This is a genomic window from Paenibacillus terreus, from assembly GCF_042138595.1.
In the GTDB taxonomy this organism is placed as follows: Bacteria; Bacillota; Bacilli; order Paenibacillales; family Paenibacillaceae; genus Paenibacillus; species Paenibacillus terreus.
On record NZ_JBHIRX010000024.1, the window covers coordinates 57,779 to 77,285 of the forward strand.

Here is a 19,507-nt window from a genome sequence, read left to right on the forward strand (position 1 = left end):
AAGATTATGAATCATTGATTTTCAGCGGATCTGAACTGTACTTAATGATTAAGCCAGGATGCAAGCTCCATTCCGAGTGCCGCCCCGGCGATGCCGAGCAGCACCGAGGACAGCACATACAGTGCTGCACGGCCGCCGCGGCCGCTGTCGATCAGCTGCAGCGTTTCATAGCCGAAGGTCGAGAAGGTCGTATACGCCCCGCAAAAGCCAACACCAAGCATCCCCCACAAGGCGGGGGACAAGGTCCCCTGTAAAAACATCTTATAAAGAATCCCAAGCAGCAGAGAGCCCGAAATGTTGATGAGCCACGTTCCCCAGGGAAAAGCGGTGCCCAAGCGGACGGACACTGCCTTGCCCAATCCGAAGCGCAGCACCGCGCCAATGATACCGCCGATACCAGTTAACCAAATCATACGGCTGCGCCCCCTCTGGAGCGGGAAGCCATATACTGCCCGAGCCTAATGCCTGCCAGAGACATCAGAAGCCCGCCGAGCAGGCTCGATGCAATATATAACAAGGAAACTGTGGCTTGGCCTTCACTCCACAACCGCACCGCATCTACAGTGAAGGTTGAGAATGTTGTAAAGGCTCCGGTAAAACCCGTACCAATGGCGAGGCGCAGCCGCGGCGGAATCCGCCACACTCCCGGAGTGACCGTGAAAAACCAGCCCAGAAACAGGCAGCCTGACAGGTTAATGAGCAGCACAGCCGACGGAAACCCGTCGGGCCCCACCGGAATCCACTGCTGCATGCCATACCTGCAAAGCGTCCCAAGCAGCCCGCCGGCGCCTACAAAGACTAAATCTTTAATCATGGGTTCTAACTCTCCTATGGGTGATGAACCAAACTTTAATAGCATAAAGTTATGTTCTTTTTATTTCTGCGATTCCCGCCATTGCTGGTTCTGCCGGATCTTGCTCTCATTCCCCTGCTCTGTTGCTCTGTAAAAAGTCCGGTCTGCAATTTCATCCGGCAAATACTGCTGTTTGACATAGTGATTAGGAAAATTATGCGGATACTTGTAGCCGACATGCCCCAGCTTCTCCGCCCCTTTATAATGGGCATCCCGCAGATGCAGGGGAACCTCGGCCGACTTGATCTCATCCATTGTGGACATCGCGTTTGAGATCGCCATAACTACCGCGTTGGATTTCGGACTTTCCACCGCAAACAAGATTGCCTGGGCAATATTCAGCTTGGCTTCCGGCCAGCCGTTATTGCGATACGCCTCCAGCGCACTGACGGCCTGCACCATCGCCTGCGGATTCGCCAGCCCGATATCCTCGCTGCTGGCAGCGATCAGCCGGCGAATGAACGTCATCGGGTCCATGCCCAGCTTTTCCACCGCGTAGAGAAACCAGAACAGCGCCGCATCGCTGGAGCCGCGGATGCTCTTGTGAAAAGCGGACAGAACATCATACTGTGTGGATTCATCCGCCTTGACGATCGGCCTGCGGATGGATTCCTCCGCCACTTCAAGCGTTACATGAACCGTGCCGTCCGCCAGCGGAGAGGTTGTCAGCGCAGCCAGCTCAAGAGCGTTCAGAGCACGCCGGATATCCCCGTTCGCCATCGTGGCAATATGGTCCAGCGCCTCTTCATCGACCTGCAGCTGCATAAAGCCAAGCCCTTTTTCCTCATCGGCAAGGGCACGGCGCATGGCCGCCAGCGAATGCTCCCTGGTGAGGGCCTCTAGCTGAAACAGGGTGGACCGGCTCAGCAAGGCCCCATTGACGTAGTGAAACGGATTTTCCGTCGTGGCCCCGATAAAGATGATCGTCCCCTTTTCCACCGCAGGCAACAAAGCATCCTGTCTGGAGCTGTTGAAACGATGCACCTCATCGAGGAACAGGATCGTTTTTGTGCCGTACATCGCTTTGTTGGTCTGTGCCTGATCGATCACCTCACGGACATCCTTAACCGAGGCATCCACCGCATTCAGACGCACAAAGTTCCCCTGTGTATGATTTGATATAATATGGGCCAGCGTCGTCTTGCCGCAGCCGGGCGGTCCATACAGCAGAATGGAACTCACCTGATCGGCTTCAATCGCCCGCCGCAGCAGCTTTCCCGGCCCGACAATATGCTCTTGTCCAATATATTCATCCAGGCTTACCGGCCTCATCCGGTCCGCCAGCAGACGGCCGCCCGGGGTCGACTCCTGGGAAAACGAAAATAAATCCATACGTTTCACATCCTTGAAAGTTTGCGTAACCGTTCGTAACACCGTCATCTATTTTAACATACCAAAAGGGCCGATGCAGTCGACCAGCTCTCCCATGAAACTGTAGGTATGCAGGAATATCCCCCGGAACCTGATTCAGGCAGTTTTTTCAATGTCTATTATAGGGGGACCAAAGGGACTTTGTACGGTCACCTACATTAGGAACGGCGCATGAAGCACAAAAAGCCGAGAACAGTGAGAAACTCGTACCTGTTCTCGACTTTATTACCACCCCTAAATCGCCGGAGATTGGCGATTTAGGGGTGGCATTGATGAGTAGAAGGACGCACGCAGCAGCGGAAAGGACGAAGCAATTCCGAAAAAGCGGCAGCGTTCGCTGTTATCCCCCAATTTCATCCGCTTAAAATATAAACAGAAATTGGGGGATAACAGCGATTGTAGGAATGCTTCGTTCTTGGAGCGCCTTAGAACAGCCCCTTCCACTCATCTATGCTTCGACATATTCCGGCAACCGCTCCGCATACATAAGCCACAGTTCATGCAGCGCCCGCGTACAGCCGACATACAGCAGCTTCGCGTCCATGGCGTCCGCGGCATAGTGCTGGTCGTCCGCATCAGCCACGATAACACCGTCAAACTCCAGCCCTTTGGAAAGATAGACAGGCAGCACCGACAGCCCGCCCTCATACTGCTTCATGGAGCCGTCAATCAGATGAATATCGATCCCCTGCTCTATGAAGTAGGCATGGAGCTCCTCCGCCTCCTGTAAAGTGCGGGTAAGGACGGATACGGTGCGGTATTCTTTAGCAGACAGCTCCCGCAGCGCGGACAGCAGATGCTCCTTCCGCCCCTGGGGGCCGTACGGGAGCACGCGGACCGGATCGCCGCTGCGGAATACCGGCACGGCCGTAATACCGCTGTGTACACCTTTTTCCAGAATGATGTTGGCAAACTCAATGATCTCCAGCGTCGAGCGATAGCTCCGTGTCAGCGCAAAATATCCCGTATCCTCACGATTAAACAGAGAGCTGACCTCATCCCAGCTTTGAACGCCTTTATAGGCGTGAATGCCCTGGGACAGGTCTCCCAGAATCGTAAACGAGTGCCCTTTCACGAACAGATCCAGCAGCGCCGTATGAAATGGTGAAAAATCCTGGGCTTCATCGATCACCACATGGTCGAACCGGCTGCCTGAATCGATGTCATGCGTCAGAACGTGCAGATATACAAGCGCAGGCAGATCCTCCTCGCGCAACACGTTCTTTTTCAAATCCGCCGCCGTCCCCTTCAGCACATGGACAGGAATTTCTTCCATGATGGATGAAGGTAGCGCAGGACCTTTTACCGCCTGAAATAGCTGCTTATATATCGTTACGGCTTCAAACTGCGGCCATTTCTTGGCATAGGCCTTTTCCCGCTGTCCTGCTTTCTTCTTCCGTTCCTTCAAAACGGCGGAGGATGCCGGCTTTTTCAGCTCCATTTCAATCCAGCGGTGGATTCTCGCCAGCACACGCTCGGTGCGCTTGGCAAGGGGATAAGGCTTGTACTCTTCATTGAACCAGTGCAGTATTTCGTTTCTGGACAGGACCGCTCCATCCCACGGACTAAAGTCGCCTCCAGGCACCGACAAGGGTTCAAGCTGCTGCACATATTTTTCAAGCAGACGCATAAAAGCCAACGATCCCTTAAATCTGCCCGGGGTGGTCTCATTCACCTCAGGTCTGGCTGCCCCGGACTCAAACCAGGTCTGCAGCGCATCCTCTGCCGGGGCAAGCTGAAGGTCCGTATCCAGTATGCCGAAGGCCCAGTCATTGAAAGTACGCTGTTGTATGCTGCCGACGCCAAGCTCGGGAAGCACGTCGGATATATAATCGAGGAACATATGGTTTGGCGCAAAAATGATCATTTTTTCGGCTGATACCTGCTCCTTGTACTGATACAGCAAAAACGCCAGACGGTGCAGCGCCACGGTAGTCTTTCCGCTCCCCGCCACGCCCTGAATGACCAGTGCTTTGCCGCGCTCCGCACGGATAATCTGATCCTGCTCCGCCTGGATGGTCGACACGATATCGCGCAGGCGGTTATCTTTATTCTCACCGAGCCGATAGACGAGAAACTCATCCGACACGGCCGGATCATCGCTCTCCCGGTTGAAGGTATCGGCGACCCTTTCCAGAATCTGCTTCCGGATCACGACATTTCGTTTCAAATAGACCAGCCCTTCGATCAGGCCTTCCGGCGCTTCATAAGAGGCAAGGTCCTCCCCGCCTGTAAAGGAATAAAACAGACTGGCCACAGGGGCGCGCCAATCGATCACAAGCGGATATTCCCCCACCTCTTCACGATCCACGCCTACTTTGCCGATATAAAGGGGTTTACGTGTACCCTTGCCCTTCTCCTCAAAATCCAGTCTTCCGAAATAAGGCTCCTGCAGACTTTTCGCCAAAGCCTGACGCCTCTCCTCCCGCCCAGCTTCGAGCGCCTGCTCCGTGAAGTCATGGCCGGTATACACTGGAACCGATTGCAGCTTTTGCAGTCTGCGGTCGATTTCCTCCATCACCTGCGTCAGCCTTTGTTTTTCTTCTTGATAGGCACTTTGAAAATCTTGTTCCACTTTCAGTTACCTCCTAAGAGAGATTTGGTTGAGCCTTAACACTTTTCAAAAAAAGGAAGCTAAATCATACCATATTGAATCCAAAAAAGCTATAAGTGATTGCAGGCCGGCTGGACTGCATAACTTACAGCTTTTAACTCATTGGAACCTTCCCCTTGATTCTTCTGTACGTTGGGCATTGATCCAGCGTCTCTCATTAGCCAAGCCTAAAAGAGCTCGGGCATTGGTTCTGGCTGTCCTGCTTCAACAAATTGTTTTTCCGCCAGCTCGCGATACACCTCATGAGACTGCATCAGCTCCGCATGGGTTCCCGATCCGGTTACCTTTCCGTTTTCAAGCACTACGATCTGGTCCGAATGAACAACCGTCGATAAACGGTGGGCAATGACTATCGTCGTGCGCCCCTCCATCAGGTTGGCGAGCGCCTTCTGCACTTCATGCTCGGAGGAACTGTCCAGTGCGGATGTTGCCTCATCCAGCATCAGAATATCGGGGCTACGCAGGAATGCGCGGGCAATGGCGATGCGCTGCCTTTGACCGCCTGACAGCTTGATACCCCGTTCGCCCACCTCGGTTTGGTACTGCTGGGGTAATTTATCGATAAAAGGCGCTGCATACGCCAGCTCGGCCGCCCGCCGGATTTCATCCATGCTCACCTCGCGGGAAATTCCGTACGTAATATTTTCAAGAATCGTTCCGGCCATCATGGGGCTTTCCTGGGACACATATCCGATCTTGGCCCGCCAGCTTGCCAGCATATACTCGTCGATCCTGTCCTGGCCGTATCTGATTTCCCCTTCCGCGGGTATATAAAATCTCTCCAGCAAGGCGAACAGCGTCGACTTGCCGCTCCCGCTCGGGCCTACGATAGCGGTCGTCTGACGTGCGGGAATCACCAGATTGATGTCTTTCAGCACCTCTTCTCCCGTGTTATAGGCAAAGCTTACATTTTTCAATTCGATGCTTTCGCCCTGGGGAGAGGCCTCCTTCCGGTTATCCTGCGGCTCCACCTCGTGGGCAAGTATGGATTGTATCCGCTCTGTGGCGCCCAGCACCTTCTGGATTCTTGAATACAGGGTGGTGAACTGCGCCATCGGCATAATGACCTGGAAGAGCAATAAAATAAAGGCAACCAGATCTCCCGCTGTTAGCAGACCTGATGCCACCCGAATTCCCCCAACCCCGAGAATAAGAACGAGCACAGCCGTCATGGCAAAAGTGGAGAGCGGTCCGATCAGGGCCAGTATTCTCGCCTCCTGCAGTCCGAATTTGAACATGCGGCGGATTCGGTCCTCTCCGGAACGTGCTTCTCTCACCTCAGTACCGTAAGCCTTAACAAGACGAATCTCCCCGATCACCTGCCCCAGCACGGAGGTCAGATCAGCCATTTCATCCTGCTGTTTTTTGGAAATACGGTACATTTTCCGTCCTACCGGCATCAATATCAAAGCCGTTATCGGTACCACGGCCAGGATAATAAGTGTCATCACCCAGTCCAGATAAAACAGCAGGGCAATACCGCCGATAATGGCGATAATGTTGGAGACAAAGCTGACCAGATACTCGGTAATCAGGTTCATGATCAAGCTTGTATCATTGGTAACCCTGCTCATAGTGTCGCCAGTGCGGTTGCGGTCGAAAAACGGAATCGGCAGCGCCAGCACCTTGTTCCAAAGCCGGGTACGCAGATTGGCCACAATCCGCTGTCCCGCGTAGTTCAGCATATAGATCGACACTGCCGAAGCGGCAGCCTGCAGAATGAACGCGGCGACAAGTCCGATGATGACCTGCCTGTTCAGGGAATCGACCGTGAGTCCGTCAATCAGCCCCTTCGTCATGAGCGGAACGATCAGGCTGGCTGCGGTCTGAACGAGTGTCAGAAGCAGAGCCACGACCAGTACGGCACGCGGCGGATTGGAATCCTTAATGAGCCGCGCAAAACGGCGTAAACCAGCCGTATCCGGTCTCGGGGCGCTTGAAGCGGTAGTTTCCATTATGGCTCCCTCCTTTTGCCCTTTTACAAATTGGCGTTAAGCACAAAATTGGCAATGAACAGCACGGATATCACATACAATACACGCGGAACTTCTCTGCCCTTCCCCGCAGCCAGCTTGGCAAGCGGGTAAGCGATAAAACCAAAGGCCATGCCGTCCACGATGCTGTAGGTAAACGGAATCATCACCATAATCAGAAAAGCCGGGAACGCGTCCGTAAAGCTTGAAAAATCCATTTCCCGCACATTTTGCACCATGAGTCCGCCGATGATAATAAGCACAGGCGCAATCGCGCTGTCAGGAATGTATGTCAGCATAGGGATGAAGAAAAAGGTCAGCCCAAACATCAGCGCAGTGACCAACGGCGTCATGCCTGTCCGGCCGCCGGCGGCGATCCCTGCGGTGGATTCCGCCGCGGCAACAGTCGGACTGCTGCCGAAGATACCGGCAAGAATATTGCTGACCGCCAATGCCCGCAGGCTGCCTTTGAAAGTCTCAGGTCTGCCGATCATTCCTGTCTGGCCTGCGATCAGCCCCATATTTTCAAATACCACGATCAGCAGCAGCAGGAACACGGCAATCCAGAAGGCAAGTGTGGCAAAGCCGGACATCGTAAGATGCGCGAACAACTCCCCAAACTGCTGCACCGTGTCCTCGCTCTTCGTCATGCCGCCAGGGTGCACCGCTCCCAATGCATAGGCGAGCGCGGTGCCTGCCAGCATGCTGATCAGCAGTCCCCCCTGCACTTTGCGAATAAAAAGGACAAGCGCCAGCATCAACGTCACGCAGGCTGTGATAACTGCCGGATCATTAAAATGCCCAATTGCAACGAATGTAGTCTGGTGGGCGATCACGATCCCGCTTTTTTGCAGGCCGATAAAGGTCAGGAACAGCCCGATCCCCACGGTAATGCCATGCTGCAGGTTGAGCGGGATCGCCTCACTGATCTTCCGGTACAGGGACGTAAAGGCAACGACGGCAAAGAGAACGCCCGTAATAGAAACCACGGTGAGCGCCTCCTGCCAGCTCAGCTTCATCGAATGGACCAGGGTATAGGTGAAAAAAGCGTTAATGCCCATGCCGGGCACCACGACAATCGGCGATTTGCCGCCAAACGCCATCAGCAGACAGCCTGCGGCGGAAGTAAGCAGCGTAGCCAGCATGGCTCCCTGCAGCGGCATCCCCGCATCCGACAGAATAGCCGCATTTACCAGCACTATATATACGACCGAGAAATAAGAAATGAGGCCGGCCGCGACTTCCTTTTTCCATAGATCCCCGGGCTTCAGCCCAAGACTGCGGGATAAAAATCCCTTATTCATAAACCTGCTGCCTCCACATCTTCTGAGTAATCTTGTTGCTCTACAAGCAAACATTCTCATCATACATCGCCCGACTTCTTTTTTACAAGCGATGTAAGCTCAATCCCATGCCGCAAACAAGGCGAAAAGGCCTGCGCGCCTATCTGGAGGCTTCGCAGGCCTTTCATCATTCTAGGTTTGAGAGGTAGTTCAAAAAGTCATCTTTTGATCACGAAGAAAGTCAGGAAGCGGACTCGACATCGAATCTTGAATTCAGCCGGGACTTCCGGTGCTCACGTACCCCTAGTACGCTCCGCTCCTCAGTCCCTACCTTCATCCAACTCAAGCGTTTTGAAAATACGCACTTCGGAAGCATAAGCTTCGGTGCTGAAAACCTGACTTTTTGAACACGCACTTAATACTATTGTTCAAGCAGCTCCTTAACCACTACGCTCACCATGATCAACCCCGCTACCGGAGGAACAAAGGCATTGCTGGCAGGCGGCTGCTTGGCTTTGCGGATCTCGGGCGCATTCTCGGGCACAATCCGCTGCGTTACGTCCTGGCGTGGCTTCATTGGCTCCTCGGTGGAGAATACGACCTTTACGCCCTTTTTAATCCCGTCTTTGCGCAGCTTGGTGCGGATCACCCTGGCGATCGGGTCCATGGACGTTTTGGAAATGTCCGCAACCTGGAATTTGGTCGGATCCATTTTATTGGCCGCACCCATGCTGGAAATGATCGGAATATTCCGTTTGAGGCATTCTTTGATCAAATGAATTTTGTACATGATCGTATCGGAAGCGTCGATCACATAATCCAGCTCGTATTTGAACAGTTCCTCATATGTCTCTTCCGTGTAAAACATATTCAGCGCAATCGCTTCACACTCCGGGTTGATCAGCTTCACCCGATCAACCATCAGCTCCGCTTTCTTCTGGCCGATGGTTGTCGTCAGGGCGTGAATCTGCCGATTAATGTTTGTGATATCCACAACATCCTTGTCAATCAGGATGATGCGTCCGACGCCCGTCCGGGCCAAAGCTTCAACGGCAATGGAGCCCACACCACCGATGCCGAGCACCGCTACCGTGCTGTTCTTCATCTTTTCGAGACCCTCTGGACCGATTGCCAATTCGGTACGGGAAAATTGATGCAGCATGCCGGAGACCTCCTTTTAACTCAATTTATAGAATGGGGCAATATCTTCTTAATAAACCGTTTGGGCCGGACTGAAGCCGGACAAGGCATGAACCCATTATCCCTGGGATAACGGGTTCATATCCGAAAGCTGCGTCCGCTCAAGGCGCAGGCTATCTGTCATACCGTTCGATTGGTTTAAGCCTTCGAGGCTGCAGGCTTTGGCGCAAGACGGATATGCAGCTGCTCCAGTTGGCTCGCATCAACCTCGGAAGGCGCGTCCATCAAGAGGTCGGTTGCACTTGCCGTTTTCGGGAAGGCAATCGTTTCGCGCAGATTCGTGCGTCCGGAGAGCAGCATGACCAGACGGTCGAAACCGAAAGCAATGCCGCCATGCGGTGGTGTGCCATATTCAAAAGCATCCATCAGGTAGCCGAATTTCTCTTGGGCTTCTTCAGGAGACAAGCCGATCGCGTTAAACATTTTCTCCTGTACATCCCGCTTGTAAATCCGCATGGAGCCGCCGCCTACTTCGTAACCGTTCAGGACGATATCGTAAGCCTGGGCACGGATTTTGCCCGGATCGGTTTCGAACAAGGCAATATCCTCTTCTTTTGGACGTGTGAACGGATGGTGTTCAGCAACATAACGTTTTTGCTCTTCATCGTATCCAAGCAGCGGAAAGTCCACCACCCACACAAACTTGAACTTGCTGTCATCGATGAGACCGAGCTGGCGGCCGATCTTGAGGCGAAGCGCACCAAGAACGTCTGCGACGACTTTTTTATTATCCGCCGAGAAGAGCAGCAGGTCTCCCTCTTCCGCGCCAGTGCGTTCTCTTACCGCTTCAATCTCTTCAGGAGTAAAGAACTTCACAATCGGTCCCTTGAATTCGCCGTCTTTCACTTGAATCCAGGCCAGACCCTTCGCTCCGTAACGTGCAGCATAAGGCCCGAGATCGTCAATCTCCTTGCGTGTCCAGGTGCCGCAGCCTTTGGCATTCAGCACCTTCACTTCTCCACCTTTCTCAATGACGGAGGAGAACACCTTGACACCGCTGTTTGCCAGCAGATCGTTCATCTCAATGAGCTCCAGGCCGAAGCGCAGGTCAGGCTTGTCGGAGCCGTATTTGCCCATCGCTTCCGCATGGGTAATGCGCTGGAACGGTGTTTCCAGCTCGACGCCGATCGTCTCGCGGAACAGCTTCACCATCAGCTGCTCCATCATCTCCAGAAGCTCGTCCTGCTGCATGAAGGAGGTTTCGATGTCGACCTGTGTGAATTCAGGCTGACGGTCTGCGCGCAGATCCTCATCACGGAAGCAGCGGGCGATCTGATAGTAGCGCTCAAGCCCGCCTACCATCAGCAGCTGTTTGTAAATTTGCGGCGACTGCGGCAGTGCGAAAAACTCGCCTTCATGCACACGGCTCGGTACCAGATAATCCCGCGCCCCTTCCGGAGAGCTCTTTGTCAGAATTGGTGTCTCTACTTCAATGAAGTCCTGTCCGTCCAGGAAATCGCGGAACACTTTGGCTGCCTTGGAACGCAGCTTCAGTGTCTGGTGCATTTCAGGACGGCGCAGGTCCAGATAGCGGTATTTCAGACGGAGCGATTCGTCGACTTCAATTCCGTCCTCGATGAAGAACGGAGGTGTTTTGGACGCATTCAGCACCTCGATCTCGGTAATGCGGACCTCGATCTGGCCTGTAGGCAGATTCGGGTTTACCGTTTCAGGGTCACGCTGTACAACTTCCCCTTTGACCTCAAGTACATATTCCGTGCGGACACGGTCCGCAATCTGCAGTGCTTCTCCCGAGTAAGCAGGATTAAATACGATTTGCACGATCCCGCTGCGGTCGCGAAGGTCGATAAACAGCACGCCCCCAAGGTCGCGGCGCGTCTGCACCCATCCGTTCAGAACGACGGTTTCTCCGATGTTGGCTGTGGTAAGCTCTCCACAATGGTGAGTCCTTTTCATGCTTGTATCCCCTTTATCATTTTGAATTTTAAACCGTTATGAAGGTTAAGCCAGTGGTTTCAACTCATTAACAAGATCATCGAGGCGAACAGTGCGCTGTTCTCCGCTGTCCATGGCCTTAAGTGCAATTTCGCCGCGCTCCAGCTCATCATCCCCGAGGATGGCGGTATAACGGGCATGGAAGCGGTCAGCCGATTTCATCTGTGCCTTCATCTTGCGTCCCAGGTAATCCCGTTCGGCTGAAAATCCTGCCTGGCGCAGCTTGAACAGCTGCTTTGTCACTTCACGGTCAGCGGCTTCACCAAGGGCCACCAGATATACATCCAGCGGTTTCACCGCATCAAGCCCGACAGACTGATGCTCCAGAATCAGCTGAATGCGCTCCAGCCCGATGCCGAAGCCGATGCCCGGCTGATCCGGTCCTCCGAGCTCACCCACAAGCCCGTTGTATCTTCCTCCGCCGCCGATCGTATCAATGGCGCCGATCCCTTCGGCTTTAAGCTCGAAAGCCGTCATCGTATAGTAATCAAGACCGCGTACGAGCCGGTGATTCAGCCTGTACTCGACACCCATATCCGTCAAATACTGCTGCACCTTCTGAAAATGTACAGTGCACTCCTCATCCAGACTGTCGAGAATGGACGGTGCGTCCTTGAACTTGTCCTGATCCACCTTGCAGTCCAGCACGCGCAGCGGGTTGCGCTCCATCCGGGATTGGCAGTCCTTGCACAGCGTATCACGCATCGGATTCAGGAAATCCAGCAGGCGTTGGCGATAGGCCGCCCGGCTGGTCGGATTGCCGACGGAATTCAGTTCCACCTGCACTCCTTTCAGTCCCAGATCCAGGCAGAACTGATAACCCAGCGCGATAACCTCGGCATCCATGGCCGGATCAACGGCTCCGAATGCCTCCACACCGAATTGGTGGAACTGGCGCTGCCGCCCTGCCTGCGGCCGCTCGTAGCGGAACATGGGTCCGATATAATACAGCTTGGTTACGTCAGGCTCACCGTACAGCTTATTTTCAACATAAGACCGGACAACACCGGCTGTTCCTTCCGGCCGCAGCGTCAGGCTGCGGTCACCTTTGTCCTTGAACGTATACATTTCCTTCTCTACAACATCCGTCGTCTCGCCTACCCCGCGCACGAACAGTTCAGTCTGCTCAAACATCGGGGTGCGGATTTCACGGTAGTTGAAGCGGCGGCATATATCCCGCGCTTTCCCTTCCACAAACTGCCACTTTTCCACTACACCGGGAAGCAGGTCCTGCGTGCCGGTCGGTTTTTGAAAAGCCATGGCCATCATCCCTCCATCTTTTAACAAAACAAAAAATCTCCCGCCCTGTCACATAACAGGGACGAGAGATTGCCGTTTATAAATCACCCGTGGTACCACCCACATTCCGAAATATGCCGCCTGAGACTTTAAAAAGCCCAAGCTCACATCCGCTCAACGTATAACGCCCGTGCCGCGCAGCACAGCTACTGACCACTCTAAATCAAACTGCCGTGGAAGTTCACCGTCTGTTCTCGGGGAAGTCATTCGTCCGCTCATCAAGGGAGCTTTTACAGCCTTGAAGCTCCTCTCTGTGCATGTGGGTTCGGAGTACTCGGTCCCGTCATCAAATCTTTATACAGATTATTATTTTCTGATTTTAATGAACCGGCGTGTCAAAGTCAAGATGGTGTATCATTCAATGTGAGAAAATAGCGAGATTTGGGCAAAAAAAACCTGCGGAAACGGTCCGCAGGTTCATAAAGGATATATTAAAGGGGGTCATGCTGTTATTATAAACAAGCAATATTAAGGGATTATGTTGCGAATATTACAATTCTATTACAGCAGATTTTTGCCGATATTTGTGCAGGCTGGGCGGAAGCTGACCTTATTCGTCGAAGCGGTCGACATAAGCATGGTTGGCACGCAGCTTATGCACAATTTCCTCATAGTCCGCATCGTCCACCTTCGCCGACAGGACATATTGCAGCTTGTCATTATCCTCTGATGAAAATACTTCCGTTGCATCCAGCAGGCCGGGCGTGTGTGCATCTAATTCATTCCTGCGAACCCCTTCATCACTCCTGTTCGACACGACGGGAACGATACGATCGCCGTATCCCGAACTGGCTGCAGCAGCTCCTGCCGCACCACCCGTGTTCATGGAGCCTGCCGTATTGTATGGAATGAATGGGATCAATAAACGTCTGTCCCGTCCCAATGTTCCATCCAGCTGCCCGACCTCCAAATGCTCTGTCCGATAGGCTTGCAAGGAGGTCCTTGCCCCCTCCGCCTCGTCCTCGGTCTTGAAATAAGCTTGAATTTGCTTAGGCATGTCAAAACCCTCCCTTAGGATTTTGTGCAGTTTGCAGTATCAGCGCTTCACCAAAAGTGAATTAAGAATTTCACGCACAAACGCAGGCTCATCCTTAGGTGTGCGTGAGGTAATGAAATTGCCGTCCACCACGACCTCTTTATCCTCAAAATTGGCACCCGCGTTAACCATATCATCCTTGAGCGGAGGATAAGATGTAATCTTGCGGCCTTGCAGCAGCTTGGCGCTGATCAGTATTTGCGGACCATGACAAATCGCAGCGACAGGCTTCTTGGCCGCATTCATCTCGGTCACAAATTTCAGAATATGGGCGTCAAGCCGCAGGTTTTCCGGGGATGAACCTCCCGGTATGACAACCGCGTCATAGTCGCCGGCTTTAGCATCTGCTATCGCTATGTCGGCTGTATATTTCGCCTTTCCCTTCTTGCCGGTGAGGGTTTCGCCCTGCCGGAGTCCGATAATATCCGCTTCATGTCCCGCCTTCTTCACCTCATCGTAAGGCACCTGCATTTCCGAATCCTCAAATTCATTTGCCAACAGAAAAGCCACTTTACTCATATTGCTCAGAACTCCTTTCTTTGGGATATTCATGTTCTGATATTACCCGTTATCCCTTTATTCCTAACACGTACCCCGAAATACTTAATAAACCTGCGCCTGCCTTGGCGGCAGATTTTCACCCGGTCCTCTCCCTTTGCCCAAAGTGCAGAATTCGGATGACTTTTCCTCAGCCGTCATGATCACCGCCGCCTCTCTCCTGCTTGCGGGAAAACATACTGCGATGGTTACAGCACTTGCTTCCTTGGGAGCTTGCCGCATGGATTTCACTCCTCTGCCCGTTAATCATTGACAGCTATTAGCTTTCCCTAACGGCAGAAGCTTATGAAAAGCAAAACGTCTGCAAACCCGATCCCTTGGATCAAATTTGCAGACGTTTGTCCGCTTATTTTGCTATTGGAAGTTTTTATTCCGACCGGCTGTCCACGATCAGCGTTACAGGCCCCCAATTCGTCAAGGACACGTCCATCATCGCACCGAACCTGCCTGTCTCCACTGTCAGCCCCCGCTCCCGCAGACGGCTGTTAAAGGCTTCATAGAGGCCTTCAGCGATCTCCGGTTTGGCAGCAGCCATAAAATTCGGCCTTCTGCCTTTACGGCAGTCACCGTAAAGTGTAAATTGAGATACAGACAGCACAGCTCCTCCGATCTCCAGCACACTGTGATTCATTTTCCCCGCTTCGTCCTCAAAAATGCGCAGATCGGCCGCCTTATCCGCCAGAAATACCGCATCCTTCTCCGTATCCTCGTGCGTGACACCCACGAGAATCATCAGACCCTCGGCGATCCGGCCTACAACCGTGCCCTCAACGGTTACCTCCGCATTTTTGCAGCGTTGAATGACGATTCTCATTCTTTATTCTCCGTTTCTTGCCCATATAGTCTGTTATTGTATAATCCGGTGTACGGTGTACACGTCTTTCACCCGTTTGATCCGCTCCACGACGGAATGCAGATGCTCCGTATTGCGTATCAGAATGGTAATGTGCATCATGGCCATCTTGTTCTTGTCGGAACGGCCGGTAACCGCCGCCAGATTGGTTTTGCTCTCCGAAATGGCCTGCAGCACTTCATTCATCAGCCCGTTGCGGTCATGTCCCGTAACTTCGATGTCCACGCTATAATTCGCCTCAACCGCTTCTTCCCATTCAACGTCGATGACCCTTGCCTGTTCTTCTCCGTCGCCACTGCTTGGAATATTGGGACAATCACTGCGGTGTACGGAGACTCCCCGCCCTCTTGTGATGTAACCCACGATATCATCCCCGGGCACAGGGTTACAGCAGCGGGCAAAGCGAACGAGCAAATTATCGACACCTTCCACGCGGACTCCGTTGGTGGGACGTCCCTTCCGTTCCGTGTTCGGCTTGATCTCCTTCATCTCGGAAGTCAGCTCAAGCAGCTTCGCTTCTTCCAGCTCTCTCTCCTTGCGCAGCTTCTCTGTCAGCCGCGTACATATCTGCGCAGCGGTAATTCCGCCAAAACCGATAGCCGAGAGCATGTCCTCTATGTCGTTGAATGCGAATTTCTGGGCAACCTCCAGCAGCTTGTCGTCGGTCATCCAGGCAGACGGGTCGATGCCAAGGCGCTTCAACTCGCGCTCGAGGCTCTCCCGGCCTTTCTCCACGTTCTCTTCCCGCTTCTCCTTCTTGAACCATTGCTTGATTTTGCTGCGGGCGTGGGACGACTGCACGATCTTCAACCAGTCCTGACTTGGCCCGTAGGAGTGCTTGGAGGTCATAATTTCGACAATATCCCCGGTTTTCAGCCGGTAATCAAGCGGGACGATCCTTCCGTTGACCTTGGAACCGATTGTCCGGTTGCCGACCTCCGTATGGATACGAAAGGCAAAATCAAGCGGAACCGAGCCGGCAGGCAGCTCAATGACTTCACCTTTTGGCGTAAATACAAACACCAGATCGGAGAAAAAGTCCATTTTGAGCGATTCCACAAACTCCGAGGCGTCTTTTGCTTCGTTCTGCAGCTCCAGAATCTCACGGAAAAAGGTAATCGTATCCTCGGGATTTACATTCCCGTTGCCGCTGCCTTCTTTATATGCCCAGTGTGCCGCGATACCGTACTCTGCCGTGCGGTGCATCTCCGTTGTACGGATTTGGACCTCGGTGGGCTCTCCGTTCGGGCCTACCACGGTGGTGTGCAGAGACTGGTACATATTCGCCTTCGGCATGGCGATATAGTCCTTAAATCGTCCGGGCATCGGTTTCCAGAGCGTGTGGATAATGCCCAGTGTAGCATAGCAGTCCTTGATGTTGTCGACAATAATACGAATAGCAAGCAGATCATAGATTTCGTTGAACTGTTTGTTCTTGGTCGTCATTTTCTTAAAGACGCTGTATATATGCTTGGGACGTCCTGACAAATCGGCATGTATGCCCATTTCGTCCAGCTTTTCCCGAATTTTGGCAATAACGTTCTCAATGAATTGCTCCCGTTCTGCCCGCTTTTTGTGCATCAGGTTGGCAATGCGGTAATACTGCTGCGGGTTCAGATACCGGAGCGCAATGTCTTCCATTTCCCATTTGATGGCCGATATACCGAGGCGGTTCGCCACAGGACAGAAGATCTCCAAAGTTTCGTAAGAAATCCGGCGCTGGCTCTCTTCTGACTGATATTTGAGCGTTCGCATGTTGTGCAGACGATCCGCAAGCTTAATGACAATAACCCGGATATCCTGTGCCATTGCAATGAACATTTTGCGGTAATTTTCATTCTGCTGTTCTTCCTTGGAGCGGAACTGGATGCGCTCGAGCTTCGTCAGTCCGTCCACCAGCATCGCGCAAGTATCGCCAAAATGTTCACGAATCTCATCCAGTGACACTGTCGTGTCCTCCACTACATCATGCAGAAGAGCCGCAATGATGGAAAGAGTGTCCATCTGCATGTTTACAACAATATCAGCCACGGCCAGCGGGTGAAGAATATAAGGCTCACCCGATTTGCGGGTCTGGCCATGATGAGCCTGCTCTGCGAAGTCATATGCTTCCCGGATGCGGAGAAGATCAGGTTCCCGGATATAGGCTCCAGCCTTTTTAAGTAATTGCTCTATGCCCATTCTGCTCTTATCCGTGTCCTTTCTATACAAAATGGAACCCGACGGTTTGCGCAGCTCGTGCAGGTTCCCCAAAGTGATTTCCTATAATTATGACGGTTGCAGCCCATAACGTCAACTGTCGGACCATGAAGATTAAGTAAGGAAATATATGACGAAAATCAATGAATGAAACGGAATATTTGATATTGAAAAAATTGCCGAAAGTCTTTAATGTAAGTAAGAATGACTAAAGGCGGAATAAAAGCTGCGTCCTTCTACATTATCAACCTATCACTTAAGGAGTGAATGCTTTGCAGCGCGAAATTCAAGTACAAGAAAGACTGCCGCTGGGCCCGGGATTTCTCTTGAGCCTTCAGCACCTCTTTGCAATGTTCGGCAGCACCGTGCTCGTACCGAACATATTCGGTGTCGATCCAGGCATGATTCTGCTCATGAACGGCGTCGGCACCCTGCTTTATATTTTCTTATGCCGCGGCAAAATTCCAGCTTATCTGGGCTCAAGTTTTGCTTTTCTATCCCCCGTTGGAATTGTGCTCGCTGCCAACCCCGGCTCAGGCTATTCCATGGCGCTGAGCGCATTTATCGTCACCGGCGCAGTGTTTTGTATCGTGGCTCTTATTGTAAAATTTGCCGGCACAGCATGGCTGGATGTCGTTTTCCCTCCGGCTGTCATGGGAGCCATCGTAGCATTGATCGGCCTTGAGCTCGTTCCGACAGCGGCCGGCATGGCCGGTTTTATCAATTCGGACCCGACTCAGGCGTGGACGCCTGATCCGAAGAGCATCACGCTTTCACTGGTGACGATGGCCGTCACCGTACTTGGGGCCGTTCTGTTCCGCGGCTTTGCCAAAATCATACACATCCTGCTTGGCATTATTGTCGGTTATTTACTGGCTTATGCGATGGGGATGGTAAATACGGGAAATATTGCAGCTGCTCATTTTCTCGATTTCCCAACCGTTACGACGCCTACCTGGAACATGACTGCCATTTTGACCATTTTGCCGGTGTCCCTTGTTGTGATCGTAGAGCATATCGGCCACCTGCTGGTAACGGGCAATATCGTTGGCAAAGATTTGTCCAAAGACCCCGGCCTGCACCGTTCCCTGCTCGGCAACGGAATTTCAACGATTATCTCCGGCTTCGTAGGATCAACACCGAATACGACCTACGGGGAAAATATCGGTGTCATGGCGCTTACCAGAGTATATTCCGTATGGGTCATTGGAGGTGCGGCCATTATTGCAATTTTGCTCTCCTTCTCCGGAACGTTTTCGGCGGTTGTCGCCAACATTCCCACCCCGGTCATGGGCGGCGTCTCGCTGCTGCTGTTCGGAGTCATCGCCGCATCCGGACTGCGTATCTTCGTGGAGCAGAAAGTCGATTTCTCCAAGGCGACCAACATGCTGTTGGCCACCCTTGTACTGGTAGTAGGCATTAGCGGCGTAAAATTGTCACTGGGGACCGTTGAGCTTAAAGGCATGGCTTTGGCAACAGTAGTAGGCATCCTGCTCAGCCTGCTGTTCAAGCTGTTTGAAGTCATGGGCTTGTCCAACGACAAAACCGATAAGCCCTTTGTCGAGAAAACACCGGATTGATCCCATCCGTACATGCAAAAAAGCCACCGTTTTCCTCAATGAGAAAACTGGTGGCTTTTTCGTTATTTAGCACAGCTTAATATTTCCCGGGAAAAGCGGGGAAGGTAAATCGCCTTCACCATGAGGAACTCATTCATTTTTAATAAGTTACCAGTGAAAATACGTCCACATCAGGAAGCTTGGCGCGCCCATTCAGCTCGGCCAGCTCGATCAGGAAGGCAGCACCTGCCACATTGCCGCCCAGTTGGCGGACCAGATTGACGGAGGTGGAGATGGTCCCGCCTGTAGCCAGCAGATCATCCGCGATCAGCACATTTTGTCCTGGCTTGACGGCATCCTTATGCATGGCCAGCTTATCTGTTCCGTATTCCAGGTCATAACCGACTTCAACCGTCTCTCCCGGCAGCTTTCCGCTTTTGCGAATGGGAACAAAGCCCACGCCCAAAGCATAAGCCAAAGGAGCGCCTATCACAAAACCTCTCGCTTCAGGTCCGGCAATCAGATCAATCTTTAAATCCGCTACCATGGCTTTCAGCTCGTCAATTGCCTGACGGTAAATGTCTCCCCGGTTCAACAATGTTGTAATGTCCTTGAAGCTGATGCCCGGCTGCGGGAAATCAGGAATAACACGAATATACTGTTTATAGTCCAAAATAGGTCCTCCTACCTGAAAATAGAAATCTTATTAAATAAAGCTGAAGCATGCAGCAATATCATTGTTTATGAGACAAA

General features: G+C 52.5%; 16 protein-coding genes. 1 reads left to right on the forward strand and 15 read right to left on the reverse strand.

Annotated elements, in window-relative coordinates:
* Positions 1-41 precede the first annotated feature (41 nt).
* The 14 genes from crcB (ACE5KN_RS28015) to ACE5KN_RS28080 all read right to left on the reverse strand — a co-directional run bounded on the left by crcB (ACE5KN_RS28015) (position 42) and on the right by ACE5KN_RS28080 (position 17,177).
* Positions 42-413: a fluoride efflux transporter CrcB gene (gene crcB, locus ACE5KN_RS28015; protein ID WP_375527317.1), complete on the reverse strand. Its 372-nt coding sequence runs from the start codon at positions 411-413 to the stop codon at positions 42-44.
* Positions 410-811 (reverse strand): fluoride efflux transporter CrcB, encoded by a 402-nt coding sequence (gene crcB / locus ACE5KN_RS28020; RefSeq protein WP_375527360.1) that lies wholly within the window; start codon positions 809-811, stop codon positions 410-412. The genes crcB (ACE5KN_RS28015) and crcB (ACE5KN_RS28020) overlap by 4 nt, the downstream gene beginning before the upstream one ends.
* Before the next feature lie 63 nt (positions 812-874).
* A complete protein-coding gene (locus ACE5KN_RS28025; protein ID WP_375527316.1) occupies positions 875-2,185 on the reverse strand; it encodes a replication-associated recombination protein A in 1,311 nt (436 codons plus the stop codon).
* Between the two features lie 487 nt (positions 2,186-2,672).
* Entirely contained in the window at positions 2,673-4,799 is a 2,127-nt protein-coding gene (locus ACE5KN_RS28030) for a HelD family protein (protein WP_375527315.1), read from the reverse strand.
* 206 nt (positions 4,800-5,005) lie between these two features.
* The gene (locus ACE5KN_RS28035) at positions 5,006-6,793 is read right to left on the reverse strand and encodes an ABC transporter ATP-binding protein (protein WP_375527314.1); all 1,788 of its coding nucleotides are present in this window, start codon (positions 6,791-6,793) and stop codon (positions 5,006-5,008) included.
* Between the two features lie 23 nt (positions 6,794-6,816).
* The gene (locus ACE5KN_RS28040) at positions 6,817-8,115 is read right to left on the reverse strand and encodes an NCS2 family permease (protein WP_375527313.1); all 1,299 of its coding nucleotides are present in this window, start codon (positions 8,113-8,115) and stop codon (positions 6,817-6,819) included.
* Between the two features lie 400 nt (positions 8,116-8,515).
* A complete protein-coding gene (locus ACE5KN_RS28045; protein ID WP_375527312.1) occupies positions 8,516-9,256 on the reverse strand; it encodes a tRNA threonylcarbamoyladenosine dehydratase in 741 nt (246 codons plus the stop codon).
* Between the two features lie 176 nt (positions 9,257-9,432).
* Positions 9,433-11,211 carry an aspartate--tRNA ligase gene (aspS, locus tag ACE5KN_RS28050; protein ID WP_375527311.1) on the reverse strand — a complete coding sequence of 593 codons (1,779 nt, stop codon included), beginning with the start codon at positions 11,209-11,211 and terminating at the stop codon, positions 9,433-9,435.
* Positions 11,212-11,256: 45 nt separating this feature from the next.
* Positions 11,257-12,510: a histidine--tRNA ligase gene (hisS, locus tag ACE5KN_RS28055; RefSeq protein ID WP_375527310.1), complete on the reverse strand. Its 1,254-nt coding sequence runs from the start codon at positions 12,508-12,510 to the stop codon at positions 11,257-11,259.
* A 589-nt stretch (positions 12,511-13,099) separates the two neighbouring features.
* On the reverse strand, positions 13,100-13,546 hold the full coding sequence (locus tag ACE5KN_RS28060) for a hypothetical protein (RefSeq protein WP_375527309.1): 447 nt from the start codon (positions 13,544-13,546) through the stop codon (positions 13,100-13,102).
* 39 nt (positions 13,547-13,585) lie between these two features.
* Positions 13,586-14,104, reverse strand: coding sequence for a type 1 glutamine amidotransferase domain-containing protein (locus tag ACE5KN_RS28065; protein WP_375527308.1), 519 nt, complete (start codon positions 14,102-14,104; stop codon positions 13,586-13,588).
* An 84-nt stretch (positions 14,105-14,188) separates the two neighbouring features.
* Complete coding sequence (locus ACE5KN_RS28070; RefSeq protein WP_375527307.1) at positions 14,189-14,365, reverse strand: hypothetical protein; 177 nt, start codon at positions 14,363-14,365, stop codon at positions 14,189-14,191.
* A gap of 145 nt (positions 14,366-14,510) precedes the next feature.
* The gene (dtd, locus tag ACE5KN_RS28075) at positions 14,511-14,957 is read right to left on the reverse strand and encodes a D-aminoacyl-tRNA deacylase (RefSeq protein WP_375527306.1); all 447 of its coding nucleotides are present in this window, start codon (positions 14,955-14,957) and stop codon (positions 14,511-14,513) included.
* A gap of 33 nt (positions 14,958-14,990) precedes the next feature.
* Positions 14,991-17,177 (reverse strand): RelA/SpoT family protein, encoded by a 2,187-nt coding sequence (locus ACE5KN_RS28080; RefSeq protein ID WP_375527359.1) that lies wholly within the window; start codon positions 17,175-17,177, stop codon positions 14,991-14,993.
* Between the two features lie 290 nt (positions 17,178-17,467).
* Between ACE5KN_RS28080 and uraA the strand changes: the two genes are divergently transcribed.
* On the forward strand, positions 17,468-18,775 hold the full coding sequence (uraA, locus tag ACE5KN_RS28085; RefSeq protein ID WP_375527305.1) for a uracil permease: 1,308 nt from the start codon (positions 17,468-17,470) through the stop codon (positions 18,773-18,775).
* A 139-nt stretch (positions 18,776-18,914) separates the two neighbouring features.
* Here uraA and ACE5KN_RS28090 read toward each other — a convergent pair whose 3' ends face one another.
* Entirely contained in the window at positions 18,915-19,427 is a 513-nt protein-coding gene (locus ACE5KN_RS28090) for an adenine phosphoribosyltransferase (protein WP_375527304.1), read from the reverse strand.
* Positions 19,428-19,507 lie beyond the last annotated feature (80 nt).